Origin of the sequence: Staphylococcus sp. CWZ226, assembly GCF_018986355.1 — a bacterium.
GTDB classification, from domain to species: domain Bacteria; phylum Bacillota; class Bacilli; order Staphylococcales; family Staphylococcaceae; genus Staphylococcus; species Staphylococcus simulans.
Genome location: NZ_JAHMSB010000001.1, coordinates 201504 through 227105 on the forward strand (window position 1 = coordinate 201504; position 25602 = coordinate 227105).

Annotated in this window: 25 protein-coding genes and 1 riboswitch; of the genes, 7 read left to right on the forward strand and 18 right to left on the reverse strand. The window is 37.0% G+C overall.

Features of this window, described 5'->3' with window-relative positions:
• Positions 1–163: 163 nt before the first annotated feature.
• The gene (locus KRR19_RS00975; protein ID WP_156666466.1) at positions 164–400 is read left to right on the forward strand and encodes a glutaredoxin family protein; all 237 of its coding nucleotides are present in this window, start codon (positions 164–166) and stop codon (positions 398–400) included.
• A 335-nt stretch (positions 401–735) separates the two neighbouring features.
• Here KRR19_RS00975 and ptsP read toward each other — a convergent pair whose 3' ends face one another.
• From ptsP to auxA, 5 genes are all read right to left on the reverse strand, one after another.
• Positions 736–2457 (reverse strand): phosphoenolpyruvate--protein phosphotransferase, encoded by a 1722-nt coding sequence (ptsP, locus tag KRR19_RS00980; protein WP_023015945.1) that lies wholly within the window; start codon positions 2455–2457, stop codon positions 736–738.
• A 1-nt stretch (position 2458) separates the two neighbouring features.
• Entirely contained in the window at positions 2459–2725 is a 267-nt protein-coding gene (locus tag KRR19_RS00985) for a phosphocarrier protein HPr (protein WP_002480512.1), read from the reverse strand.
• Between the two features lie 167 nt (positions 2726–2892).
• Positions 2893–3435: a hypothetical protein gene (locus tag KRR19_RS00990; RefSeq protein WP_002480511.1), complete on the reverse strand. Its 543-nt coding sequence runs from the start codon at positions 3433–3435 to the stop codon at positions 2893–2895.
• Entirely contained in the window at positions 3425–4639 is a 1215-nt protein-coding gene (locus KRR19_RS00995; RefSeq protein WP_156666467.1) for a class I SAM-dependent rRNA methyltransferase, read from the reverse strand. Before KRR19_RS00995 ends, KRR19_RS00990 begins: the two co-directional genes overlap by 11 nt.
• 111 nt (positions 4640–4750) lie before the next feature.
• Entirely contained in the window at positions 4751–6064 is a 1314-nt protein-coding gene (auxA, locus tag KRR19_RS01000; protein ID WP_023015947.1) for a lipoteichoic acid stability factor AuxA, read from the reverse strand.
• A gap of 234 nt (positions 6065–6298) precedes the next feature.
• Positions 6299–6401: riboswitch (TPP riboswitch) on the forward strand.
• 105 nt (positions 6402–6506) lie between these two features.
• Here auxA and KRR19_RS01005 point away from each other — a divergent pair.
• From KRR19_RS01005 to KRR19_RS01020, 4 genes are all read left to right on the forward strand, one after another.
• Positions 6507–7082 carry an ECF transporter S component gene (locus tag KRR19_RS01005; protein ID WP_002480508.1) on the forward strand — a complete coding sequence of 192 codons (576 nt, stop codon included), beginning with the start codon at positions 6507–6509 and terminating at the stop codon, positions 7080–7082.
• 12 nt (positions 7083–7094) lie between these two features.
• Positions 7095–8504, forward strand: a complete 1410-nt coding sequence (locus KRR19_RS01010; protein WP_023015949.1) for an ABC transporter ATP-binding protein — start codon at positions 7095–7097, stop codon at positions 8502–8504.
• Positions 8497–9291: an energy-coupling factor transporter transmembrane component T family protein gene (locus tag KRR19_RS01015; RefSeq protein ID WP_023015950.1), complete on the forward strand. Its 795-nt coding sequence runs from the start codon at positions 8497–8499 to the stop codon at positions 9289–9291. Before KRR19_RS01010 ends, KRR19_RS01015 begins: the two co-directional genes overlap by 8 nt.
• A 236-nt stretch (positions 9292–9527) precedes the next feature.
• Positions 9528–9752 (forward strand): hypothetical protein, encoded by a 225-nt coding sequence (locus KRR19_RS01020; protein ID WP_216733398.1) that lies wholly within the window; start codon positions 9528–9530, stop codon positions 9750–9752.
• Positions 9753–9897: 145 nt separating this feature from the next.
• On the opposite strand, the gene purD is transcribed toward KRR19_RS01020, so the two are convergent.
• The 11 genes from purD to purE are packed head-to-tail and all read right to left on the reverse strand — an operon-like array spanning position 9898 to position 21087.
• Positions 9898–11145 carry a phosphoribosylamine--glycine ligase gene (gene purD, locus KRR19_RS01025; RefSeq protein WP_156666470.1) on the reverse strand — a complete coding sequence of 416 codons (1248 nt, stop codon included), beginning with the start codon at positions 11143–11145 and terminating at the stop codon, positions 9898–9900.
• Positions 11146–11169: 24 nt separating this feature from the next.
• Positions 11170–12648, reverse strand: coding sequence for a bifunctional phosphoribosylaminoimidazolecarboxamide formyltransferase/IMP cyclohydrolase (gene purH / locus KRR19_RS01030; RefSeq protein WP_002480503.1), 1479 nt, complete (start codon positions 12646–12648; stop codon positions 11170–11172).
• Positions 12649–12665: 17 nt separating this feature from the next.
• Positions 12666–13232: a phosphoribosylglycinamide formyltransferase gene (gene purN / locus KRR19_RS01035; RefSeq protein ID WP_023015953.1), complete on the reverse strand. Its 567-nt coding sequence runs from the start codon at positions 13230–13232 to the stop codon at positions 12666–12668.
• Positions 13229–14269, reverse strand: coding sequence for a phosphoribosylformylglycinamidine cyclo-ligase (gene purM / locus KRR19_RS01040; RefSeq protein ID WP_156666472.1), 1041 nt, complete (start codon positions 14267–14269; stop codon positions 13229–13231). The genes purN and purM overlap by 4 nt, the downstream gene beginning before the upstream one ends.
• A gap of 4 nt (positions 14270–14273) precedes the next feature.
• On the reverse strand, positions 14274–15695 hold the full coding sequence (gene purF / locus KRR19_RS01045) for an amidophosphoribosyltransferase (RefSeq protein ID WP_002480500.1): 1422 nt from the start codon (positions 15693–15695) through the stop codon (positions 14274–14276).
• Positions 15674–17863 carry a phosphoribosylformylglycinamidine synthase subunit PurL gene (gene purL, locus KRR19_RS01050; protein ID WP_002480499.1) on the reverse strand — a complete coding sequence of 730 codons (2190 nt, stop codon included), beginning with the start codon at positions 17861–17863 and terminating at the stop codon, positions 15674–15676. Before purL ends, purF begins: the two co-directional genes overlap by 22 nt.
• Positions 17856–18527 (reverse strand): phosphoribosylformylglycinamidine synthase subunit PurQ, encoded by a 672-nt coding sequence (gene purQ / locus KRR19_RS01055; protein WP_070626693.1) that lies wholly within the window; start codon positions 18525–18527, stop codon positions 17856–17858. The genes purL and purQ overlap by 8 nt, the downstream gene beginning before the upstream one ends.
• Entirely contained in the window at positions 18527–18787 is a 261-nt protein-coding gene (gene purS / locus KRR19_RS01060; RefSeq protein WP_002480497.1) for a phosphoribosylformylglycinamidine synthase subunit PurS, read from the reverse strand. Before purS ends, purQ begins: the two co-directional genes overlap by 1 nt.
• A complete protein-coding gene (gene purC / locus KRR19_RS01065) occupies positions 18787–19491 on the reverse strand; it encodes a phosphoribosylaminoimidazolesuccinocarboxamide synthase (protein ID WP_002480496.1) in 705 nt (234 codons plus the stop codon). Before purC ends, purS begins: the two co-directional genes overlap by 1 nt.
• Positions 19491–20618 (reverse strand): 5-(carboxyamino)imidazole ribonucleotide synthase, encoded by a 1128-nt coding sequence (gene purK / locus KRR19_RS01070; RefSeq protein ID WP_002480495.1) that lies wholly within the window; start codon positions 20616–20618, stop codon positions 19491–19493. Before purK ends, purC begins: the two co-directional genes overlap by 1 nt.
• Positions 20605–21087, reverse strand: a complete 483-nt coding sequence (gene purE, locus KRR19_RS01075; RefSeq protein ID WP_002480494.1) for a 5-(carboxyamino)imidazole ribonucleotide mutase — start codon at positions 21085–21087, stop codon at positions 20605–20607. The genes purK and purE overlap by 14 nt, the downstream gene beginning before the upstream one ends.
• Positions 21088–21295: 208 nt before the next feature.
• On the opposite strand from purE, the gene folD reads away from it, so the two are divergent.
• Entirely contained in the window at positions 21296–22156 is an 861-nt protein-coding gene (folD, locus tag KRR19_RS01080; RefSeq protein ID WP_070626694.1) for a bifunctional methylenetetrahydrofolate dehydrogenase/methenyltetrahydrofolate cyclohydrolase FolD, read from the forward strand.
• A 138-nt stretch (positions 22157–22294) separates the two neighbouring features.
• Here folD and KRR19_RS01085 read toward each other — a convergent pair whose 3' ends face one another.
• Positions 22295–23371: a M42 family metallopeptidase gene (locus KRR19_RS01085; RefSeq protein ID WP_060803894.1), complete on the reverse strand. Its 1077-nt coding sequence runs from the start codon at positions 23369–23371 to the stop codon at positions 22295–22297.
• A gap of 160 nt (positions 23372–23531) precedes the next feature.
• Positions 23532–24680, reverse strand: coding sequence for a globin domain-containing protein (locus KRR19_RS01090; RefSeq protein WP_156666475.1), 1149 nt, complete (start codon positions 24678–24680; stop codon positions 23532–23534).
• Positions 24681–25220: 540 nt separating this feature from the next.
• On the opposite strand from KRR19_RS01090, the gene KRR19_RS01095 reads away from it, so the two are divergent.
• Positions 25221–25538 (forward strand): DUF5011 domain-containing protein, encoded by a 318-nt coding sequence (locus tag KRR19_RS01095; RefSeq protein WP_156666476.1) that lies wholly within the window; start codon positions 25221–25223, stop codon positions 25536–25538.
• Positions 25539–25602 lie beyond the last annotated feature (64 nt).

Genomic DNA, 25602 nt, shown 5'->3' on the forward strand with positions numbered 1-25602 from the left:
TGTTACTGTCTAATGCCCGCAACGTCTCAGATGAAATGTGGAGGAAATTGTTTACACAAAATCCAAAAAAACTTGAAACATTCAAATATAGGCGGTTAGCTTGATTTTTAATCGTCCCTTTAATACAGTAAACACATCAATAAAATGTAAAGGAAGATAAAACATGCCGAACGTAGTCATTTATACACAAAACGACTGTCCACCTTGTCAGTTTGTGAAAAATTATCTCGATCATCATCACGTTGCATACACTGAGAAAAATATTTCAAACTCACAATACCGCAATGAAATGATAAATTTCGATGCATTTTCAACGCCATTTATCTTAATCGGTGACACACCTATGTATCAAGTGGACATAGATAAAATCAACACATTACTCGATATCGATAAAGACTGACTTAAAAATGAATGCACTCTATTTTAAATTACCTTTAAGGTAAATGATTCAAACAATTATGCTGTAATCTGCGTTCATAGACACAGTACCTTATATGTTACGCTCTCATATGCTAGTTTACAATTATTCTAATCAAGATTTTCATTATATTTATACAGAATTTAAATCTTTGTCACAAATTTGTAAAACACACAGTATATACCACGTAATTAAATTCTTTGTATGTTGATTACATTACTCAAATAATAAGTAAATGTTTGTACACTAATAAAACCGCGATGAAAATGAATTGGACATTCATTTCATCACGGTTTTTATTAATATTTTATCAATGATTATGCATGTTTCGTATAGTCTTCTACTAAAGCAACAACTTCTTCTGATGTTGCACAGTTCACTGCTTTCGCTGCTAAGTCTTTCATTTGCGCTTCGCTTAAGTTTCTGATTAAACGACGTGCTTTAAGGATTGAAGTTGCACTCATAGAGAACTCATCTAATCCAAGACCTAACAATAATGGAATTGCAGTTTGGTCTCCGGCCATTTCGCCGCACATACCTGTCCATTTACCTTCAGCATGAGACGCTTCGATAACACGTTGTACCAATCGTAAAATAGCTGGGTTATATGGTTGGTATAAATAAGACACACGTTCTGACATACGGTCAGCTGCCATTGTATATTGGATTAAGTCATTTGTTCCGATACTGAAGAAGTCTACTTCTTTCGCAAAGACATCAGCAAGTGCTGCTGTCGATGGAATTTCAACCATGATACCGACTTCGATATCATCTGAAACTTCAACACCTTCATTTTTAAGGTTTTGACGTTCTTCTTCTAATAATGCTTTCGCATCACGGAATTCTTGAATTGTCGCAACCATTGGGAACATAATGTTTAATTTTCCGTATACTGAAGCACGTAATAACGCGCGTAATTGCGGACGGAAAATTTCTGGTTGTGCTAAGCACAAGCGGATTGCACGATAACCTAAGAATGGGTTCATTTCTTCAGGTAAGTCTAAATAAGGTAATTCTTTGTCTCCACCGATATCTAATGTACGAACAACCACACGTTTGCCTTTCATTGCTTCAAGAACTGCTTTGTATGCCTCAAATTGTTCGTCTTCAGTCGGCATTTGATCTCTACCCATATATAGGAACTCAGTACGGTATAATCCGATACCTTCTGCACCATTTTCAACTACACCAGGTAAATCGTTTGGTGTACCGATGTTTGCAGCTAATTCTACATGATGACCATCTTCTGTTACAGATTCAGCATCACGTAATTTTTGTAATTCTTGTTTATCTTTGAAGAAGTTATCACGTTTTTCTTGATATTGTGCTACAACTTCGTCACTTGGGTTAACAATAACATCACCTGTCATACCATCAACAATAATGATGTCGCCTGCTTCAACTTCCTCAGTAATCGTTTTAGTACCAACGACTGCTGGGATTTCTAAAGAACGGCTCATAATTGCAGAGTGAGATGTTCTGCCTCCAATGTTTGTCACAAATCCTTGCACATATTGTTTGTTCAACTGTGCAGTATCTGAAGGTGTCAAGTCATTCCCGATAATAACGACACTTTCATCAATGATACTTGGGTTTGGTAAATCCACACCTAAGATGTGTGCTAATACACGTTTAGAAACGTCGCGAATATCCGCTGCACGTTCTGCCATGTATTCGTTGTCCATTGATTCAAATATTGTGATAAATTGATTTGAAACATCTGTTAACGCTTGAGCAGCATTAACGTTTTCATTTTTAATTTTTTCTTCAATAGGTTGGATAAGTTCTGGATCTTCAAGCACTAATAAATGTGCATCGAAGATAGCCGCTTTATCTGCGCCTAATTGTTGTTCGGCATTGTTTCTGATTTTAGTCAATTCAACTTTTGATGTGTTAAGTGCGCCGTTAAATTTAGCAACTTCAGCCTCTGTATCAGTCACTGTTCCGTTATCAAACGATAGGTCAGGTTCTACTAATAGATAGGCTTTTGCGATTGCGACACCATCAGATGCCGCAATCCCTCTAATATTTTTAGTCATATTAGTTAGTTAAACCTTCTTTAGATAAAACGTCAGTGATAGCTTGAATTGCATCAGCTTCGTCGCTTCCGTCAGCATAGATAGTAATGTCAGCATCTTTACCTACGCCTAAGCTCATAACACCCATAATTGATTTTAAGTTGACTTTTTTACCGTTATATTCAAGTTGAATATCTGAATCAAATTTTGAAGCTGTTTGTACAAGCATTGTAGCTGGACGAGCATGAATACCTGTTTCGTCGATGATAGTGTATGATTGTTGTTCCATAATAATCTTTCTCCTTCGCATCCATTAATTGGTGAGTGACTCACCTGAACATTATTACACCTTAACATTACCAAAATATGACGCTAAATTCAATTTGTTTAATCCATACAGGGCAATGAATTTAGCGTTTTTGTGAAAATATGCACAATTTAATTGACAACTCGGTTTTAAATTAATTTTTTGGCAACGTTTTCACATTTATCGATGTGCTCGTCACCTAATTTTTTCATGAAATAATAACTGATTGATGCTGCGATTGCTTGACCGACAACCGGGAACCATCTTGTTTGTTTCGCAGCTGTACGTTTAGCAACATCTTTAACGACCATTTTCAAAATACCTTTTGAAACCGTACGTCCGATGAACTGACTGCCTTGGATTGATGCTGCGACTAATACACGTTCTTTTAAATCATCACTCATACGGTTCACTTCTTTATGATCTAAACCGTAAATTTTATTAATATCTTCTATAATATCTTTCATCAGCTTTAAATCGACCCCAAAATCTAATCCTGGAATCGGAATGACACTTGCTGAAGATGACAATAATGCTTTCTTTCTTACTAATTCTTCAGCGCGTTCACGTCTTTTTGCTAAATCCTTTTTATTCTTCGGTAAACGTCCTTTACCTACGACCGGATCAATTTTCAACATTTTATTTCCAATTTTGTCTGTAGATTTTTTAATGAATTTATCTTTAATCCCCATAATAGTCCTCCTCGATTATTACTTCTTCCACTTTTTCTGATACCCGAACAAAGACTACTTTTAAATATTTTGATGGTTTATAGTGCGGATGTGTTTTAAAATCTTTCGGAAGTCCCATTGCTTCTAAAATTTCAAAATCTACATCTTGTGCATCAAGCGTTCTCTTAATCATGTTTTTAAACGCTTTTGAAGTTAACGCACTTGAGTTTGTACTTAAAATTAAAGTACCTCCATCATTTAAAACAGGTAAAGCTTCTTCAATCAACTTATGATAGTCTTTTTGAACCGTAAAGACTTTCTTTTTATTACGCGCAAAACTTGGCGGATCAATAACAATCGTGTCATAAGCCTTATTGTGTCTTGCCGCATAATGATAGAAGTCAAAAGTATCCATGACATAAATATATTGTGTTTTCGGGTCAATACCATTTACCCCAAAATTCTCCTCTGTCAAACCTCTAGAACGATTTGCAAGGTCGACACTAGTTGTTTCTGCTGCTGTTTGTGCTGCAATGACAGAGAATGCCCCTGTATAACTAAATAAATTCAAAACACTGCGGTCAGGCGCATAAACATCACGTAATTTTTTACGCACTTCTTTTTGGTCTAAGAAAATTCCTGTCATCGGTCCGTCATCTAAATCAATATTATAGAACGTAAAGTTTTCTTCAATAACAATTGGGAATTCCGGTGCTTCCCCTGTTACGAAACCACTAGATACTTCACTGTCTTTAAAACGTGTCTTCTCAAAAATTGAAGTATAAGGAAAGACAGCTTGAACAGCTTCTAAAATATCAGTTCTGAATGTATAAATCCCTTTTGAATACCATTGGATTAATAAATGACGATCGTAGTAATCAATTGTTAAACCGCCGACACCGTCTCCTTCTGCATTAAACAATCTGAATGCATTTGTACCATCGATATCAAAGTAGTATTGTCGATAATCTAAAGCTTCTTCAAATAGCGCTTCAAAAAATTCTTGATTAATTTCTTCTTCAGCATCATAGCTTAAGACCCAACCTAATCCTTTATGTTGGCGCCCAACGTATGCTGTCGCAATGTATCGACCATCATCAGTCACAATATGAAAAATATCACCATCTTCTAAATGACTATGTTCATAAATATCTTCTTCATCCACTAATGGATACTGATTTAAATACTTTTGTTCTTTACCTTTATTTAATACTGCTGTCTTCATATTATTATTCCGCCTTCTATGTGTAGTTACTTTTATCTTAACGTATCAGACGCTTCCTTTCTAAAAAGAACGTCTCAAATCCATTAAAAAAGCCGAGGAAACTTAAGTTCCTCAGCTTTTGTGTGATTCTGCTTTAGCTGGCGTACGTAATTGGATAATAAACGCAATCGTAATCGCCACAAGCATAATAAATAAAATCGGTGTAATAAAAATGGATAATAATAATCCATGAATCATAATATTGACAAATTCTGTCAACAATTTAAAGAATAAAATACTCACCATAAACAACTGCGCATAATACAATTTACCGCGTAAGAAATGCGTCAATGTTGTAATGATATAAGCGATAATCACAAGCAACAATAAGAAGAGTGTGATCCACTCGATTACATATGATGTTTGTGATAATTCCCAATCACCTGACATAAACAAGCCATTACGGTTGTTTAATTCTAGTAAGGTAAATAGGAATAAGATCGCACCGCAAATCAATTCAACGATACCCGGTTTAATCCATTTTGGACGACGCATCCAAGTTGGAAAATCGTCTTCTTGCAGATTGACTTTATCTTTAACTGCTTTTTTGAAGCTATCTCGTTTTCTTCTGATTTTCTCTAAATCAATACTTCTGCGTGTTCTGTATGTCAATTCTTGTGTACGTTCTTGAATTTCACGCAGCTGTTCTTTCGTTTGGCTGATTGTGCCGTTCTTATCTGTACGTGAATACAACATTTCTTCACCTAATTCTGCTTTAGTTAGCGGCAATGATCTTCTAAGGAATAAGAAATTCCAAATAGACATTTGACCTAAACACCACATGACAACGAAGAATGCGTTGACACTTAAAATATCAATTAACGCAATTTCATGACTTTCGATTCTGCCATATAACGAAATTTGAGAAATTAAATAACTGATTCCGTACGTACAGATAATCCATAGATAGTGCTCTTTTTGGTGCGCACTGTTCAACTCATCCTTGTACACAATGTATCCGATATGCACAATAAACGGAACCACGAATACAATCGCAAAGAAGCCGTAAACTTGTGTCATAAAGACGATTGTGATGAGGAAGAAAAAGATTCCTATTATAAGGAAGAAAATTGAGATATCATAATCATATTTTGTAGTCATAAATAATAAATAGCCAATCCATAGCAATGCAACACCGAACAAGATAATCAAGATGGCGCTGACCACTGGGAAATGACCAATAAATTGACTCATAATCCGTATTATTTCAACAAAGAAAGCATTGATGAAATCCCACACATTATTAATATGTATGTCAACCTTGCTCCCCTTCGCAAGTTTATGGATAAATGATAGATTGAGTAATACAATGATTCCAATGAAAAGTGAAACAATGCCAATAATCAAACTATAAATGATTTCAGCGTGCTTCTTTATATACGACATGTTTTTCACCTCATAGTTATTATATATGAACAATTCCATTGTGTCTTTAAAAATTAAAGTAAATCATTCTATGGTAGTATATTAGACTCAGACGCTATGCTCAATCCTAAATACACAATTTAACGTAATCTTAATGTGAACTTGCCTTTTTCATACCCGTTCTCTCTGGCTTAAATCTAAAATCACCTTGACAGAACCTATGAAAAAGCATACATTTAGTATAAATCTAATAAAGAAATACACTAGGGGTGTTTCGAACTGAGATGAAGCACAAAGCTTCAAACCCTTCGAACCTGATCTAGCTGAGACTAGCGTAGGAAAGTGTAAAGAATGAACTGGTTTAGGATTTCAGGGTAGAACCAGGGTATTCTGATGCTTATTTTCACGCTGCTTGCTAGACAAGTTTGCGTGTTTTTTTGTTTATATAGGAGGAATTGACATTATGTCTAAAGGACTTAAGCTTTCAGATATCTTAGTTACTGTGTTAATCGCAGTTATCTTTGCTATCATTTACAACATTTGGAACTTAGTGTATAAAGCCATGCAAGTGACTGGCTTACACTTAGAAGAATTATCTTACGGTATGTGGTTTGCAGCTGCTGTTGTTGCTTACTTAATCATTCCGAAAGCCGGTATTGCACTGTTAGCTGAATTCGCTGCTGGTGCTGGGGAAACAATTGTTATGGGACGCTTTGATATTGCGACAATTGTTTACGGCTTACTACAAGGTTTAGCGTGTGAAATTATTTTTGCGATTTTCCGTTATAAATCACGCAAATTAATGGTAGCAGTGCTCGCTGGTTTAGCAGCCGCATTAGTTACTTTCCCTATCGACTTCTACTATGGTTATTTAGGTGAAGTTGCTGGATGGAACTTATTCTTATATGTATTCTTCCGTTGTATCAGCGGGATTGTACTTGCTGGGATTTTCCCATATTATCTTGTCAAAGCTCTGGATCAGACTGGGGTTACAAAATTATTCCGTCCTGCTTCCAAAAAGGATTATGACAATTTGTAAGGAGACATAAACGTGTTACTTGCTCAAAATTTACGACTTAAATATCCAAATGCACCAGATAAAATATTTGATGGTTTAGATATAGAAATACCTGATAAACAAAAGGTCTTATTACTCGGCCCTTCAGGCTGCGGTAAAAGTACCTTACTCAATGTATTAAGCGGCATTGTGCCGAACCTAATCGAGCTTCCAATGAAATATGACGCATTGGAAGTCGATTTAAATAGCGGCGTCATCTTCCAAGACCCAGACACACAATTTTGTATGCCAAAGGTTTATGAAGAACTCGCATTTGTGTTAGAAAATAAACAAGTGCCGAGAAAAGAGATGGACGCTTTAATTCAACAAGCATTAGCATCAGTCGACTTAGACGTTGGTCCTAAACAAACGGTTCAACAATTAAGCGGCGGTATGAAACAAAAATTAGCAATTGCTGAAACGGTGCTTCAAGAAGCAGATACATTATTCTTGGATGAACCGACTGCCATGTTAGATGTGGATGCGACAGAAGATTTATGGAATCAAATTAAAGACATGTGGCAAGAACAAACTGTCTTGATTGTAGAACATAAAGTGGAACACATTTGGGAACATGTGGATCGTGTTATTTTAATGAATCATCATGGGGAAATCATCGCAGATGATACGCCTCAAGTGATTTTACATCAACACGAAGATTTGCTGACTGAATATGGAGTATGGCATCCAAAGGCTTGGGACCATGCACCTAAAGCTGAATTATTACCGAATAAAGACATAACATCACGCTTCAAATATGAAAATGGCGAAGTCATACGTGGTAAGAAAACACTCATTCAAGTACCTGAACTCACAATCGGCGATGGTGAGTGGATTACCATCACAGGTAAAAATGGTGCAGGTAAAACCACTTTACTTGAGTCTATGATGCAATTGATTAAATATCGCGGAGAGATGTCTTATGATGGGCAACCGCTTCATAAAATTAAAGAAGCAGCAAAGCATATGTATCTGGTTTATCAAAACCCAGAACTGCAGTTCATTACGAATTCTGTTTATGAAGAAATCTTTATCAACTTCAGCGGCGAAAGCGCAAAAGCTGAAACTGAAAAACTGATTGAATTATTGAATTTAGAAGCAGTTCGTGATCAACATCCCTTCGAATTATCAATGGGTCAAAAACGACGTTTAAGTGTTGCGACTGCTTTAAGTTCACGTGCTGATATTATTTTACTTGATGAACCAACATTTGGTTTAGACAGTCACAACACGTTTAATTTATTAAATCTTTTCCAACAACGTGTTGCACAAGGTCAAACGATTATTATGGTTACGCATGACCCACATATCATTGAACGTTATCCGACAAGACGTATCGAATTACGTGACCACATGTTATGTGAAGATGTTCTATTTGAAATGGAAGGTGAAACAAATGTATGAAGCATGGAAAAAGTATTTCACCTTCGTAGATGAAGTTAATATTATCACCAAGCTTGGTTTAGGTATTTTCTTATTCTTCTTTGTGATTTTCATTCACAACTTTGATGTGATGATTTACCTAACCACTTTGATGTTTTTATTCTTACTGATTTTCGGCGGTATGAAATTGAAGGTCACTGCCCTATTCGTACTTTACACTGTGATATTCAGTATCATCTCAGCACTCTTTATGATTTTCTACGGAGATGGTACACATACCCTATTTAAATTAGGCTTTATTCATATCACAACTGAAAGTTTAGTGAGAGGACTGCATTTATCTATGCGTACGGATACCGTCACATTCTTCGGTATTGTGATGGCCTTTACGTCTCAAATTGTGATGATCTTCTACAGCCTGATGCAGCATTTGCGTGTAAAACCAAAAGTAGCCTACGCGTTTATGGCTGCCATCCGTATGGTACCGTTGATTATCAGTTCATTCATTCAACTACGTAAATCATTGAAGATGCGTTATCGTATGGTAGATAAATCAAATTATCGCGGTTTCAAGCGTGTGAAACATTTAATTATTCCGTTGTTAAGTCAAAACATACGAAAAGCACATCAACTTTCGGTTGCTATGGAGAAAAAAGGATTTAAAGATGGTAAAAGAACGTATTATTACTACGCACCATTTAGTTATCGCGACATCTTATTTATCTTATTATTCGCGGCGATATTAATTATTTCTGTAATGTTAGCTCATTATTTACCAATTACAGGAATTACTGACGTACGTGGTTGACACAAGCATTTATAGTTCTTAAAATTTTTATCGGGCTGTGGTTGTCGAGCTGCAGCCCAACCAATATTTACATTTTCATTCATCCATATTTTTCCCAGCAGTGAACGGTCACCGATTCAACCGTTTACTGCTTATTTTTTATTTAACAAATATTATCGTTTAATTAAGTCAAAAGTCATATACATGTTATAATTGAAATAATCAGATTCACACAGAAAGATTGGGGGCAAAATTTCATGAAAAAACGTAATGATGCATACGAAAAAGGCTATCAACAAGCCGTCAAAGAAATTGAAACCATGTCAAAACTCAAAAATAAAAAGCGCCGTTTAAAACGTTACATTAAGAGCCGTAAACGTTCTTGGCGTTTCCATCAATTATTCAAGAGACGCAACTCTCGCTACGTTTCTGGATATAAACAAGCTTATATTGATATGGCGAAATCATTGCCTGAAGAGTAAGGAAGTTCTGCTTCCTTGCTTTTTTATTTTGTCCCTACAATTTCATAATTAGAAGATACACGGCTTAACAATAATTTTTCTGCATACCAAAAAACAGCCGATACACAATGTACGGCTGTTTTTAGTATAAATCTATTCTTTTAAATTATGCTTCGTGTTTAATTGCTTTATCACTGATGTCACGACGATAGAATAAACCTTCACTATCAATGGCATCTGCTTTTTTATAAGCATTTGCTTTGGCTTCTTTAACTGTTTTGCCTTCACCGATCACTAAGATAACACGGCCGCCAGAAGTAACGTAATCGTCGCCTTCTTTTTTCAGACCGCTGACAAATGTAAGCCCATCTAAATCAAAGCCGCTGACTTTCACACCTTTTTCATATGAGCCAGGATAGCCTTTAGACGCTAACATCACGCCTACAACAGCTTCGTCTTTCCATTTGTATTCAATCGGTTTACGTGCTTCTAGGTCTAAAATGTGCTGCATTAAGTCGCTTTCCATACGTGTTAATAATACTTGTGCTTCAGGATCTCCGAAACGTGCATTAAACTCGATAACTTTCGGACCTTCTTCAGTTAAGATTGCGCCAATATAAAGCACGCCAAAGAATGGATAGCCTTCTTCTTGCATTGCTTTCGCAACCGGTTGCGCAATTTCATCATTTGTACGTTTTAGTACATCTTCTGAAATATGAGGCACTGGGCAATACGCACCCATACCGCCTGTATTTGGTCCTTTATCGTCATCATACGCACGTTTATGGTCTTGTGCAATCGTATCGAAAGGTACAGCATAATCGCCATTCACAAAGGTCATGACAGAGTATTCTTCGCCTTCTAAGAATTCTTCGAATACAATTTTGCCTTGTGCTTCAGGATACAGTGTTTCGACTGCTTCTTTCGCTTCATCACGTGTCATCGCGATAATAACACCTTTACCTGCGGCAAGACCGTCTTTTTTCAAGACAACAGGAATCTTGCAATCTTCTACATATTTTAATGCATCAGATTTAGAATCCACTTCTACATATTCTGCAGTTGGGATGTCATATTTTTCCATAATACGTTTCGCAAATGATTTTGAACCTTCAATTTGTGCTGCTTTCGCACCAGGACCGAAGACTTTCACACCCGCGTCACGTAATTTGTCGCCTAACCCTTCAGTTAAAGGTTGTTCTGGACCGATGACTGCCCATTCAACTTCATGATCTACCGCAAATTTTACAATGTCATCATGTGCAGTTTCAGCAATTTCACTGTGCACTTCAGCGACAGTTTCCATTGCTGCATTTCCAGGAATTGCATACACTTGGTCAACAAGTTCAGATTGATTTAATTTGTGCGCAAGGACATGTTCACGTCCTCCGCCTCCGATTACTAATACTTTCATCTTTAGCATTTTCCTCCTGAATGATTAATGTTTGAAGTGACGTACGCCAGTCATTACCATCGCAATGCCGTGTTTGTCTGCCATATCAATAGAATCTTGGTCTTTAATAGAACCACCTGGTTGGATGATCGCTTTGATACCTGCTTTTGCTGCTAATTCTACTGTGTCATCCATTGGGAAGAAACCATCTGAAACTAATGCTACATTGTCATTAATTTCAATTGCACGTTCAATCGCAATTTCTGCAGAACCGACACGGTTCATTTGACCTGCACCGATACCTACAGTTTGATGGTCATTACTTAAGATGACAGCGTTACTTTTAACAGCTGCTACAACTTTCCAACCTAATTCCATTGCTTGCCATTGTTCTTCTGTCGGTTCAACTTTAGTCACAACTTTCATGTCATCACGTGAAATTGTTTTTGTATCTTTATCTTGAACTAAATAGCCACCTGATACAGATACAAATTCTTGTTCATCGTGATCCACTGCCATATCTACTTCTAATAAGCGAATGTTTTTCTTTTGAGTTAAGACTTCAAGCGCTTCATCTGTAAATGAAGGCGCAATGACAACTTCTAAGAAGATTGAATGTAATTTTTCAGCAAGTTCTTTTGAAACTGGACGGTTAACCGCAACAATACCGCCGAAGATAGATTGGCTATCTGCTTCATACGCATTTTGATATGCTTCTTCAATTGATTCGCCAACACCAACACCACATGGGTTCATATGTTTAACCGCTACTGCAGCTGGTTCTTCGAATTTTTTAACTAATGCTAATGTCGCATCAGCATCTTTAATGTTGTTAAAGCTTAATTGTTTCCCGTGTAATTGTTTAGCGCCTGCAATCGTATTGTTCGCATCTGATGTACGTACAAAGTAAGCAGTTTGTTGAGGGTTTTCACCATAACGTAATTGTTCTTTATTTTCTTTGAAGAAATTCACAATCGCATTATCGTAATCATTTGTATGTTCAAATACTTTAATCATTAATGATTTACGGAACGCTTCGTCTAATGTGTTATTTTTAAGGTGTTCAATGACTGCGTCATAGTCAGCAGGATCTACCACAGTTGTCACATGCTTGAAGTTTTTCGCAGCTGCACGTAACATTGTCGGACCACCGATATCAATGTTTTCAATCGCATCCATTTCAGTTACGTCAGGGTTTGCGACAGTTTCTTTAAATGGATAAAGGTTCACGACAACCATGTCGATAAGATCGATGCCTTTTTCTTTTAATTGTTGTAAATGTTCAGGTTTATCGCGATCAGCTAAAATACCGCCATGTACTGCTGGGTGTAATGTTTTTACACGGCCATCCATGATTTCATCAAATTTCGTTAAATCAGAAACTGATTTTACAGGAACACCCGCTTCATCTAATGCACGCTTTGTGCCGCCTGTAGAATACAACTCATAGTCTAATTCAACTAATGACTTCGCGAAGTCTACAATGCCAGTTTTGTCTGATACACTTAAAATTACTTTTTTCATGTTAGAAATTGCCCCTCTTATCGAATAATTTTTGCGATGACTCTAGGATAAAGTTCATATTCTAAATTTTTAATACGTTCTTCTAGTTGTGCTTTTGTATCATCTGGATAGATGTCGCATTGACTTTGTTCAATGATTTCACCTGTGTCCATGCCACTGTCTACATAATGAACAGTAGAACCTGTCACTTTATCTCCACTTTCAAAAGCTTGACCAATTGCGTCAATGCCTTTGTATTTCGGTAATAAAGCCGGATGAATGTTTAAAATACGGCCTTCATACGCATTCAATAAATCTGGACCGATTAAACGCATATAGCCTGCAAGTATAATCCATTCCACTTCTTCTTCTTTTAACAATTCTAATAAACGTTGTTCATAATCACTTTTAGAATCAAAAGTTTTAGGAAGTGTCACATGGACAGGAATGTTTAATTTCTCTGCACGTTCAATCGCGAATGCATCGTCGTGATCAACATAAAGCGCTGTGATTTCAATATTATCTAATCTGCCGTCTTGAACTCGTTGTGCAATATTTTCAAAGTTGCTGCCAGAACCTGACGCAAAGATGGCTACTTTAGTCACGCTTTAACCCCCGTTAACTCGATAGGTTCTTCTTTACCTTCAACGATTTTACCGATTTTGAACGCTTCAACATTTTGATCTTTTAAGATATCTAATGTTTTATCTGCGTCCGCTTCATCTACAACTAATGTGAAACCAATACCCATGTTGAAGATATTGTACATTTCTTCAGTTGCGATTTTGCCTGCTTCTTGTAACCAATCGAATACTTTAGGTGTATTGAATGATTGAACGTCAATTTCAGCAGTGACACCTTCAGGTAAAGCACGTGGAATATTCTCATAGAAACCGCCGCCTGTGATATGTGTCATCGCATGCAATTTCACTTGTTCTTTCACAGCTAATACAGGTTTAACATATAAACGAGTCGGTTCTAAGAAAGTGTCTAAATACGTACGACCATTATCGAATTCAGCATTTAAATCAACGCCTGATTCTTTAATTAAATGACGTACTAAGCTATAACCGTTAGAGTGGATACCGCTTGAAGCTAAACCGATAATTACTTGTCCTGGTTTAACTGTTGAACCATCGATGTATTCATCTTTTTCAACTGCACCCACTGCGAAACCAGCTAAATCGTATTCACCTTCGTGGTACATTTCGCCCATTTCAGCAGTTTCACCGCCGATTAAAGCTGTATTTGTTTCTTCACAACCATCGCTGACACCTTTAACAATTTGTTCGATGACTTCAGGTACAACTTTGTTTGTTGCGATATAGTCAAGGAAATAAAGCGGCTCTGCACCTGTTGTTAAAATATCGTTGACACACATAGCCACTGCATCGATACCGATTGTGTCATGTTTGTTGTGATCAATCGCAAGTTTCAACTTAGTACCTACACCGTCTGTACCAGAAACTAAGACAGGTTTTTGCATGTTTAATTGTGATAAATCAAACGCTGCACCGAATCCTCCTAGTCCACCTAGTACTTCTTTACGCATTGTACGTTGCACATGGCTCTTCATTCGCTCAACTGCTTCATATCCAGCATGAATATCCACACCGGCATTTTTATAAGAATCTGCTGCCACAGCTTTACACTCCTCTTCTTTTCAGTTCTTTAACTTCTGGTAATTGATGATCTACAATTTCAATTGGATAATTGCCTGTAAAACAAGCGTCACACTCGCCTTTTGAGTCAAATTCTTTAAACACTTCATGCATGCCTTCTACAGATAAATACGTAAGTGAGTCTGCACCAATCATGTCTTTGATTTCATCGACACTATGTTGTGCTGCCATTAATTCTGCATGTGTAGACACATCGATACCGTAATAACATGGATCGACTAATGGTGGTGATGAAATACCCATATGCACTTCTTTCGCACCAGCAGATTTTAATGCTTTCACAATGTATTTACTTGTCGTACCACGCACAATAGAGTCATCAATGACAACGACACGTTTGCCTTCAATGACGTCTCTGATCGGCGCATGTTTCATACGTACTTGTTTTTCACGAACGCTTTGGTCTGGTGTGATAAACGTACGGCCGATATAACGGTTTTTCAATAAACCTTGTTCGTTTGGAATACCTGAGTATTCAGAGAAGCCTTTTGCTGCTTGTAAAGATGAATCTGGTACACCGATAACAATATCAGCGTCAATACCCATCTCACTTGCTAACTTCTTACCTAAAGCTTTACGCACATTATAGATAGAGTGTTTATGGAACTCTGAATCTGGACGTGCAAAGTATACATATTCCATTGAACACATATTATGGTGAATTTGGTTCGTGTACGTATCATAATCTATGTCATGGTCACCGCTGAATGTAATTAATTCACCCGGTTCGATGTCACGAATATATGTTGCACCGATTGCTTGGAACGCACATGTTTCACTTGCGACACAATACGCACCATCTACTTCACCTAACATGAGTGGACGTACACCATTGTTATCTCTAACCGCAGCAAGTTGATTAGTATTCAGCATGACACAGCTGAATGCACCTTTAACTTGATTCAATGCTGCTTTTTGGTTTGATTTAATGCTTGGAGATTTGCCTCTGATTAATAAATGCGCTAATACTTCTGAATCACTTGTTGTTTGGAAGACGCTGCCTTCAGATTCTAAAGCCTTACGAATTTGAACAGCATTCGTTAAGTTACCATTATGCGCAAGTCCTAAATCACCTTTTGAATGCTTGAACAAGAAAGGTTGAACATTGGCGATTTCACTGGCACCTGTTGTCGCATAGCGTACATGTCCAATCGCATGTTGGAATCCTTGTAAAGATTCTAATTGCGCGTCTGAAATAGCTTCAGTTAATAAACCCATGCCGCGTGCCCCAAACAGCGATTCGCCGTTTGAGCACACGATCCCAGCACCTTCTTGACCACGGTGTTGCAGACTATGCAACGCCATGTAAGTTAAAGTTGCTGCATGGGGGTGATTCCAAATTCCAAAGACTCCACATTCTTCGTTTAATCCGCGGATGTCATACATTGAGGAATTGCTCCTTCCCAAATTTCGTTTAACGTCGACACGTTTTCTTCTACAGTTGTTTGACCGTTTGTAACTTTGAACTTGTCATCCTCAGTGATAGTTCCGATTTCTTGTGCATTAGGAATATCTAATGATTGTCCTGCTTTAACTGCAACAATGTAACGACCTTGTGATTCACTGAATAATTGTGCATCAGTCACGTCTAATGTTGCATCTACACCTAAACCGTAGTGTGCACTGATTCGAGCTAACGAAATCAATAAGCCGCCTTTACCGACAGTTTGTACATGAGACGCTTTGCCGCTTCTGATTGCTTCTTTGATTTGTTCGCCTTTTTCAACTTCATTTGATAAGTCAAGTGCTTCTGATTCATGGTTGACTTTACCGTATAATAATTTTTCGATTTGGCTGCCGCCGAAGTCATCGCGTGTTTCACCAACAACATACAATTTATCGCCTGCATGTGGGTGGAAATCATTTAAGTAATCGATGTCTTCAATTAAGCCGACCATACCTACTACAGGTGTTGGGAAGATAGAAGTACCTTTTGTTTCGTTATAAAGTGAAACGTTACCTGAAACAACTGGTGTTTTCAGAACTTCACATGCTTCTGCCATACCTTTTGTAGAATCAGTTAATTGTTGATAGATTTCTTTTTTCTCTGGTGAACCGTAGTTTAAGCAGTCTGTCATTGCTAATGGTGTTGCACCTACAGCAATTAAGTTGCGGTATGCTTCAGCAACGACCATTTTACCGCCTTCGTATGGTTGGTTGAATACATAACGTGCTTCGCCATCGATTGTAGAAGCGATTGCTTTGTTTGTACCTTCAACACGTACTACAGATGCTTGTAAACCAGATTTAACAACTGTGTTTGCACCAACTTGTTGGTCATATTGTTCGTATAAATAACGTTTTGACGCAATTGTCGGATGTGCTAATAATTTATGGAATACATCTTTAACATCTACATTGCTGTAGTCGTTTTTAGATGTGTTATATTCTTTTGCTTCACCTTCTAAAATATATACAGGTGATTCATCTGCTAATGGTTGTACTGGGATGTCTGCATAAACTTCATCATCATAAGTTAATACGAAACGATCTGTATCCGTAACTTCACCGATAACAGCACTATCTAATTCACGTCTGTCAAATAAGTCTAAGAATTTTTGTTCCGTACCTTTTTCAACAACAAGCAACATACGTTCTTGTGTTTCAGAAAGCATCATTTCGTATGGAGAGATTCCTTCTTCACGTACAGGTACTTTTTCTAATTGCATGTGTAAACCACTGCCGCCTTTAGCTGCCATTTCTGAAGAAGATGATGTTAAACCAGCTGCACCCATATCTTGGATACCGACTAATTCTGGGTAAGTGATTGCTTCAAGTGTTGCTTCCATCAATTTTTTACCTACAAATGGGTCACCGATTTGTACTGATGGACGTTTGCTTTCACTTTCTTCACTTAATTCTTCAGATGCGAAAGTTGCACCATGGATACCGTCACGGCCTGTTTTTAAACCAACGTAGATAACTGAGTTGCCGACACCTTTAGCTGTACCTTTTTGGATTTTATCGTGATCAATGATACCTACGCACATTGCGTTAACTAATGGGTTACCATCATAGCGTTCATCGAATTCGATTTCACCTGCTGTAGTTGGGATACCGATACAGTTACCGTATCCGCCGATACCTGCTACAACACCACGTAATAATGTACGGTTTTGGATTTCATCTAATTCACCGAAACGTAAGCTGTTTAATAAGTTGATTGGACGTGCACCGATTGATACGATGTCACGAATAATACCGCCGACACCTGTTGCTGCACCTTGGTAAGGTTCAATCGCAGATGGGTGGTTATGTGATTCAACTTTGAATACAACCGCTTGGTTATCACCGATATCTACAACACCAGCACCTTCACCAGGTCCCATTAAGACATGTTCGCCTGTTGTAGGGAATTGTTTCAAGAATGGTTTTGAGTGTTTGTATGAGCAGTGTTCACTCCACATTACAGAGAAAATACCAATTTCAGTAAAGTTTGGTTGACGACCTAAAATTTCGACAACTTTATCATATTCAGCGTCTGTTAATCCCATATCACGGTATAAATGTTCTGATTTAATTTCTTCGATACTTGGTTCAATAAACTTAGGCATTTTGTTCCCTCCAACTATTTACCATTGACTCAAATAATTTCACGCCATCGTCTGTTCCTAAAATTGATTCTAATGCACGTTCTGGGTGAGGCATCATGCCGCACACATTACCTTTTTCGTTAACAATACCAGCAATATCGTGGTAAGAACCATTTGGATTATCTTTATATTTCAAGATAATTTGATTATTATCTTCTAATTCTTTGTACATATCTTTTGTACAGTAGTAGCTGCCTTCACCATGAGCTACTGGGTATACTACTGTTTCACCTTCAGCATATGCTTTTGTGAATGGTGTGTTGTTATTTACAACTTCTAATGATTCGTTACGGCTCACAAATAAATGTGAACTGTTGTGTAATAACGCACCTGGTAATAAACCGATTTCTGTTAAGATTTGAAATCCATTACATACACCTAATACTGGTTTGCCTTCATCTGCAAAACGTTTCACTTCTTTGATAACTGGTGCAACACTCGCCATCGCACCTGAACGTAAGTAGTCACCAAATGAGAAACCGCCAGGGATTAACACCCCATCAAATCCTTCTAATGATGTCTCACGATAATCAACATACTCTGCGTCTACGCCTGTTTTCAAAGCTGCGTTCAACATATCTCTGTCACAGTTTGATCCAGGGAATACAAGTACTGCGAATTTCATTATGCATTCTCCTTTTCGTCAACTACTTTATAGCTGTACTCTTCAATGACTGTGTTCGCAAATAATTTTTCACTTAAAGTTGTAACGATATTATGAACCGCTTCATCTGTTGCTTCGTCCACTGTCATGTAAAGTAATTTACCTACACGGATATCATTCACTTGGTTATAGCCTAAGTCATGTACGGCACGGTTAAGTGCTTGTCCTTGTGTATCTAATACCTGTGGTTGTAATGTGATGTGCAATTCGATAGTTTTCATTATTTAAGATCCTCCAGTTTATTTAAGAAAGTTTGATAAGTCTCGATAATTGAACCGCGGTCTTCACGGTATACGTCTTTGTCAAAATTAGTGTCACTGTCTTTTTCCCAAATACGGCAAGTATCTGGTGAAATTTCATCTGCTAAAAGAATTTGACCATCTTTTGTACGGCCGAATTCTACTTTGAAGTCAATCAAACGTAGGTTGATACTATCAAGCAATTCAACTAACGCTTTATTAACGCCTAATACCATTTCTTTCAATTGTGCAATTTCTTCAGTTGTTGCGATGTTTAATAATCTTACATGGTCATCTGTCACTAAAGGGTCATTTAAAGCATCATTTTTATAGAAGAATTCTACAAGTGGTGTTTCAAATTTTTGTCCTTTTTCAAAACCTAAGCGTCTTGTGATAGAACCTGCCGCAATATTACGTACGACCACTTCTAACGGAATGATTTCTACAGATTGAACAAGTTGTTCAGTCTCAGACGTTTGTTTGATAAAGTGGCTTTTGATGCCTTTTTCTTTAAGGTGTTCAAACAAGATTGAAGTGATTTTATTATTTAAGCGGCCTTTACCGTCAATATGGTCTTTTTTCGCACCATTGCCGGCAGTCACTTCATCTTTGTATTCCACGCGTAATACGCCGTCTTCATCTGTTGAGAAAATTCGTTTTGCTTTACCTTCGTATAATAATGACATTATTTTGCTCCTCCTCTAAAGGTTGCCAACATGTCTTGTTCAGTTTTATCAATGTCATCAGTTAAAACTGTCATGTGACCCATTTTTCGTGCTGGTTTTCTAGATGCTTTGCCATAAATATGAACATGCCATTCAGGATGATCGCCGAATTCATCTTCAAGTAAATCTAAATCCTTACCAAGCAAATTCATCATGACAGCTGGTTTTAAAATTTCAATGCGTTCTGGTAATTTTTGACCCGTAACCGCTAAGATGTGTGTATCAAATTGTGAGAAGTCACAAGCTTCAATAGAATAATGACCAGAATTGTGAGGTCTTGGTGCAATTTCGTTTACATATAAGTTGTTATCTTTATCAATAAAGAATTCTACTGTAAATGTACCCACAAAATGCACTTTTTCTTTAATTTTATCTACTTCTGCACGTGCTTCTGCTTCTTTATCAGAACGTGCGGGTACGATTGTTTTAAATAAAATTTGGTGACGATGTTCGTTTTCTTGTAATGGGAAATAAACGATTTGGCCGCCATTTCCAATTGTCACAGTTAATGACACTTCTTTATAAAGGTCTAAGAATTTTTCTGCTACACATTCTTGTACTTTGATTAATGATTCAGCCTCTGCTAAATCTTCTTCTGAACGTACTAGCACTTGACCTTTACCGTCATAACCGCCGAAACGTGTTTTCACCATAAATGGATAACCTAATTTTTCAACAGCATGCTCTAAATCTTCAGCATTTGTGATTTGTGCATACGGAACGATTTTCGTACCTGCTGATTCTAATGTTTGTTTTTCAGTTAAACGGTCTTGTAATAAATGGATGGCTTGATAGCCTTGAGGAACATTAAATTCTTTTGTGAGTGTTTCTAATTGATCTGCAGCAATGTTTTCAAATTCATATGTTACAACATCAGAAGCTTCACCAAGTTGTCTTAATGCATCTAGGTCATCATAAGCTGCATTAATAAATTCATGTGCTACATATTGACACGGTGCTTCTTTGTCTGGATCTAAGACGATGACTCTAAAGCCCATTTTTTGAGCAGATTGTGCCATCATTTTGCCAAGTTGTCCGCCGCCAATAATACCGACAGTTGATCCAAACTTTAATTTACTGAAGTTCACTTTGCATCTCTCCTACTTTATCTACTAGTGATTGCTGATAAGCTTCTAATTTCTCTTTCACTTCATCGCTTTGAATACTTAAGATTCTCGCTGCAAGGATTCCAGCATTTTTCGCACCTGCTTTACCAATTGCAGTAGTTGCAACTGGAATTCCGCCAGGCATTTGGACGATTGAAAGTAATGAATCTAAACCTTTCAAACTCTTAGATTCAATCGGAACGCCGATAACTGGTAATGTCGTCATTGAAGCAACCATACCAGGCAAGTGTGCTGCACCGCCTGCCCCTGCAATAATAACGTCATAACCGTTCAATCTTGCTTCTGTCGCAAAATCAAACATCAGTTTTGGTGTACGATGTGCTGAAACGACTTTCTTATCGTACGGGATTCCAAATTGATCTAACATCTGACAACTTTCTGACATCATATCCCAGTCAGATGAGCTGCCCATAATAACTGCCACTTTCAAATTGAACACCCTTTCAATTATTTGAAATTTTAATCTAGTAAGTTGTATATTACAGATATAGCATAACAAATCAAGTCATGCTTTTTCAATCAAAAATCGAACTTTCTCATGAAAATTCAATTAAAATTCCGGATTTTCATGTAAAATAGTTGTATTACACTTCAAAACACTAATGAAAGTTCGAAAAATTATTAGGAGGAATTTACACATGGTTGCAAAAATTTTAGATGGCAAACAAATTGCTAAAGATTATCGTCAAGGATTGCAAGATCAAGTTGAAGCGTTGAAAAAAGAGGGCTATACGCCGAAACTATCAGTTATTCTTGTAGGTAACGATGGCGCAAGCATGAGCTATGTAAGATCAAAAAAGAAAGCTGCTGAAAAAATCGGCATGATTTCTGAAATTGTTCATTTAGAAGAAACAGCTTCAGAAGAAGAAGTATTAAATGAATTAGAACGTTTAAACAACGATGACTCTGTCAGCGGTATCTTGGTTCAAGTACCTCTTCCAAAACAAGTCAGCGAACAAAAAGTTCTAGAAACTATCAACCCAGCAAAAGACGTTGACGGTTTCAACCCAGCAAACATCGGTAAATTGTATATTGATGAACAAACATTCGTACCTTGTACACCACTAGGTATTATGGAATTATTGAAAAATGCGGATATTGATTTAGAAGGTAAAGAAGCAGTTGTTATTGGACGTTCTCATATCGTTGGACAACCTGTTTCAAAACTATTATTACAACAAAATGCGACAGTGACTATCTTACACTCTCGTTCAAAAGACATGAGCAAACATCTTAAAAGTGCAGACGTTATTGTCAGCGCTGTAGGTCGTCCAGGTTTAGTCACAAAAGACGACGTTAAAGAAGGCGCAGTTGTCATTGATGTGGGTAACACACCAGATGAAAATGGCAAACTAAAAGGTGACGTTGAATATGATGAAGTAAAAGAAATTGCTGGCGCAATCACACCAGTTCCAGGCGGCGTTGGCCCAATGACAATTACAATGGTGTTAAACAATACGTTATTAGCTGAAAAAATGCGTAGAGGTTTAGATAAATAAAATCTTAACTTTTCAGTAAAGGTACATTGAGGGGTACCTAAAGAAAAGAGCGGTCGGCTTGCTTTCATGTTGAAGCAAGTACCGACCGCTCTTTTTTATTTATAATCATTTACGTGAAATAGACGATTGAAAAATGGTTTACCAAATAATTTGTTCGATTGTTTCGTCGTCTAGTGATTTAGCGATTTCTGTCACTAATTGTACAGCGTTCAAGTAGTCTTGTTTATGCATAACAGAAACATTTGAATGCATGTAACGAAGCGGAACACCCACAACGATTGAAGGAATACCTTCATGTGCTAAATGGATACTGCCTGCATCTGTGCCGCCGCCTGGCGTTGTATCCCATTGGATTTCAATACCTTTGTCTTGTGCTACTTTTTTCACGTGCTTTCTAAATCCAGAATGACCGATTGCTGTCGCGTCCATAAGTACGACTAATGGTCCTTTGCCAAGTTCAGCTTCATGATCACCGCCGCCCATTCCTGGTGTATCATAAGCAATGCCGACATCCACCGCAATAGCTAAATCTGGTTTGATTTTATTCGCCGCAACTTTCGCACCACGTAAACCAACTTCTTCTTGAACAGTTGCACCTGATACTAAGTTAACATTGATTGCGTCGTCTTTTAGATTGTTTAAAGTATCTACAGCAAGTGCACAGCCGAAGCGATTATCAAACGCTTTTGCTGTTAAGTAGTTCTCATCACCTAATACTTCGAACTCAGAGTATGGTGTTACCATGTCACCGATATCAATACCAAGTTTTTCAGCTTCTTCTTTTGAAGCTACACCTACATCAATAAACATATCCTTGATATCAATTGGTGTTTTACGTTGTTCAGGCGTTAAGACATGTGGAGGTTTAGAACCGATGATCCCTCTGATCTCTTTGTCATCATCTGTTGTTACAGTTACTTTTTGAGATAACATTACTTGGTTCCACCAACCACCGACAGGTGTGAATTTCAAATAACCTTTGTCGTCGATTTTAGTCACCATAAATCCAACTTCATCTAAATGACCGGCAAGCATTAAAGTTTTTGAACCTTTCTCTGCTTTTTTCTTTCCGAAGATGCCACCTAAATTATCTTCAACCAGTTCATCTGAAACAGGTTTCAAATAATCTTTCATCAGTTGTTTTACTTTGTATTCGTGACCGGCAATTCCGTTCACGTCTGTTAAGTCCTTTAATAATTTAACTGTTTTATCCATGAATATGTCCCCCTTCTTTTCTTATCATCATATCAATATTCAAGACGTGTGAACACTTTTTATGCTCGATTCATGAACCAAACAAAAAGGAGCTGTCCCTTCCGAAAATTCGGAATGAACAGCTCCTTCTCTATCATTCAGATTATTATTTCAGTAAAAATTAAACGTCTACGCTTAAACGTGGAATGAATGTTTCGAAATGAATTTGTGATTTGTCTAAACCTAATTCATATAATTCATTGACGATTGATTTCAAGAATGAAATACCGCCACATACATAAACTTCTGTATCTTCTGTAACATATTGTTTTAAATCTTCTTGAGTGATGTAGCCATTTGATTTGCGATCATGGATTTCATAAGTCACATTATCATTTTCTGCTGCATCGTTAGATAAACGTTGTGAGAATGGTACATCATTAATATCAGTTGTATTGTGAATGAATTGAATGTTCGGTACACCGACTTCAATTGCTTTTTCATACATTGACACTAATGGTGTTACACCAATACCTGATGCTAAGAATAACTGGTTTTTGTCAGTGTTATGCAATCTGAATGCACCTACTGGCGCAGTTAAGTTGATATCATCTCCAACTTTCACTTCGTCATGCAAGATAGTTGAAACTTCACCTTCACTGTCTTCAGAAACATCACGTTTAACTGCGAATGTTAACGTATCTTCGTCTCCGCCAACGATTGAATAGTGACGTTTTGCTCTGTATGGTAATTTATCACTTGAAACATCAACTGTAATATATTGACCTGCTTCAAAGTTGCGTAAATCATATTTATCTGATGAAACTGTAAATGCTTTAATATCTGAAGCGACATTTTCAATGTTTGTAACTGTGAATGGTTGGAAACCATCCCATAACATTTCAGCATACATGTCTTTCTCTACTTGAATGAATACATCTGCAATTTCCCAGTATGCGTTAATCCAAGCTTGAATCACTGGATCTTCTTCTTTTAAATCTAAAACGTGCATAATTGCTGCGATTAAATTTTCACCAACAATTTTGTAACCTGATTCAGGTACTTGTAATGCAACGTGTTTGTAAGCAATCTCTTTAACTACAGGCATAATTGCACCTAACTGTTCAATGTTTGCTGCTGCAGCTAAGACTGTTTGAGCTAAGGCTGTGGATTGCAAACCTTTTTTCTGGTTAGTTTGGTTGAACATGTTGCGTAACTCTGGGTGTTCATTGAACATTCTATTGTAGAAGAATGACGTAATTTCCACACCTTTTTCTTGAAGAACTGGTACTGTTTGTTTAATAATATCCATATCTTTTTCAGATAACATTTAACTTCACTCCCTCTTCGACTCAATTTCATCATAATACGAATATGACGAAATTAAAACAATTAAGAACCTAGTTCACATAATAGACAATTTTATTTCATATTTCTTCATATTCTTTTCACAATTAAGTATAAACAATATGACAAACTTAAAACGTATTATAATGATTTTTATTTAAAGCATTCTTCTTACATGTGCGGGACTCAAAATCCCATGTTAGTAATGAAATAAAGTATGACCCCCATTATTATTTAGCATAAATCCCCCTTTAACTTCTTTCCTATATAATGTTTCTAAATATTTCCGCTTTTTTCTCAGTAAATATTTGACAACTGAGAAAACTTAACGTTATTTTAATCTGATTTTCATAATTATTCTGTAAAATTAGTCTTGTGATAAAGATTAGGTCCGTAGTAGGATGTAATAAAGAAATAAACACGGTATATTGAACCTAATACAAAGTTCAATCGCAAATATTCGTGATTGAACTGATTAATATGACGCTTTAATGATTAGCCATTGAATACGGAGGTCTAAACAATGAACAAACTATTACAGTCACTTTCAGCACTTGGTGTGTCTGCTACATTAGTAACACCCAATTTAAACGCTGAAGCTACAGATAACTCTGTACCAAAGCTTAAAGGTGTTGAAGATGAGATTATTCAAAAAGGCGAAAATTACAACTTACTGAATGGAATCAGCGCTTATGATAAAGAAGACGGAGATTTGACTGATCAGATTATCGTCAATGGTCATGTCGATACAAATAAAATTGGTAAATACAAAGTCGAATATCAAGTCATTGATTCAGATGGAGCGAAAGATATTTCTGAACGCTACATAGAAGTCAAGTAACTTGTCGATAAAATCTATTTAAAAATAATTATTTTGTTTTTTGGCGCTAGCGCTTCCAACCCCT

Bases quoted from the DNA above. Each gene is read 5' to 3' on its own strand.
- KRR19_RS00975 (WP_156666466.1), top strand. From the start codon at position 164: ATGCCGAACGTAGTCATTTATACACAAAACGACTGTCCACCTTGTCAG.
- ptsP (WP_023015945.1), bottom strand. From the start codon at position 2,457: ATGACTAAAAATATTAGAGGGATTGCGGCATCTGATGGTGTCGCAATC.
- KRR19_RS00985 (WP_002480512.1), bottom strand. From the start codon at position 2,725: ATGGAACAACAATCATACACTATCATCGACGAAACAGGTATTCATGCT.
- KRR19_RS00990 (WP_002480511.1), bottom strand. From the start codon at position 3,435: ATGGGGATTAAAGATAAATTCATTAAAAAATCTACAGACAAAATTGGA.
- KRR19_RS00995 (WP_156666467.1), bottom strand. From the start codon at position 4,639: ATGAAGACAGCAGTATTAAATAAAGGTAAAGAACAAAAGTATTTAAAT.
- auxA (WP_023015947.1), bottom strand. From the start codon at position 6,064: ATGTCGTATATAAAGAAGCACGCTGAAATCATTTATAGTTTGATTATT.
- KRR19_RS01005 (WP_002480508.1), top strand. From the start codon at position 6,507: ATGTCTAAAGGACTTAAGCTTTCAGATATCTTAGTTACTGTGTTAATC.
- KRR19_RS01015 (WP_023015950.1), top strand. From the start codon at position 8,497: ATGTATGAAGCATGGAAAAAGTATTTCACCTTCGTAGATGAAGTTAAT.
- KRR19_RS01020 (WP_216733398.1), top strand. From the start codon at position 9,528: ATGAAAAAACGTAATGATGCATACGAAAAAGGCTATCAACAAGCCGTC.
- purD (WP_156666470.1), bottom strand. From the start codon at position 11,145: ATGAAAGTATTAGTAATCGGAGGCGGAGGACGTGAACATGTCCTTGCG.
- purH (WP_002480503.1), bottom strand. From the start codon at position 12,648: ATGAAAAAAGTAATTTTAAGTGTATCAGACAAAACTGGCATTGTAGAC.
- purF (WP_002480500.1), bottom strand. From the start codon at position 15,695: ATGTATGACATCCGCGGATTAAACGAAGAATGTGGAGTCTTTGGAATT.
- purL (WP_002480499.1), bottom strand. From the start codon at position 17,863: ATGCCTAAGTTTATTGAACCAAGTATCGAAGAAATTAAATCAGAACAT.
- purQ (WP_070626693.1), bottom strand. From the start codon at position 18,527: ATGAAATTCGCAGTACTTGTATTCCCTGGATCAAACTGTGACAGAGAT.
- purS (WP_002480497.1), bottom strand. From the start codon at position 18,787: ATGAAAACTATCGAATTGCACATCACATTACAACCACAGGTATTAGAT.
- purC (WP_002480496.1), bottom strand. From the start codon at position 19,491: ATGTCATTATTATACGAAGGTAAAGCAAAACGAATTTTCTCAACAGAT.
- folD (WP_070626694.1), top strand. From the start codon at position 21,296: ATGGTTGCAAAAATTTTAGATGGCAAACAAATTGCTAAAGATTATCGT.
- KRR19_RS01085 (WP_060803894.1), bottom strand. From the start codon at position 23,371: ATGGATAAAACAGTTAAATTATTAAAGGACTTAACAGACGTGAACGGA.
- KRR19_RS01090 (WP_156666475.1), bottom strand. From the start codon at position 24,680: ATGTTATCTGAAAAAGATATGGATATTATTAAACAAACAGTACCAGTT.
- KRR19_RS01095 (WP_156666476.1), top strand. From the start codon at position 25,221: ATGAACAAACTATTACAGTCACTTTCAGCACTTGGTGTGTCTGCTACA.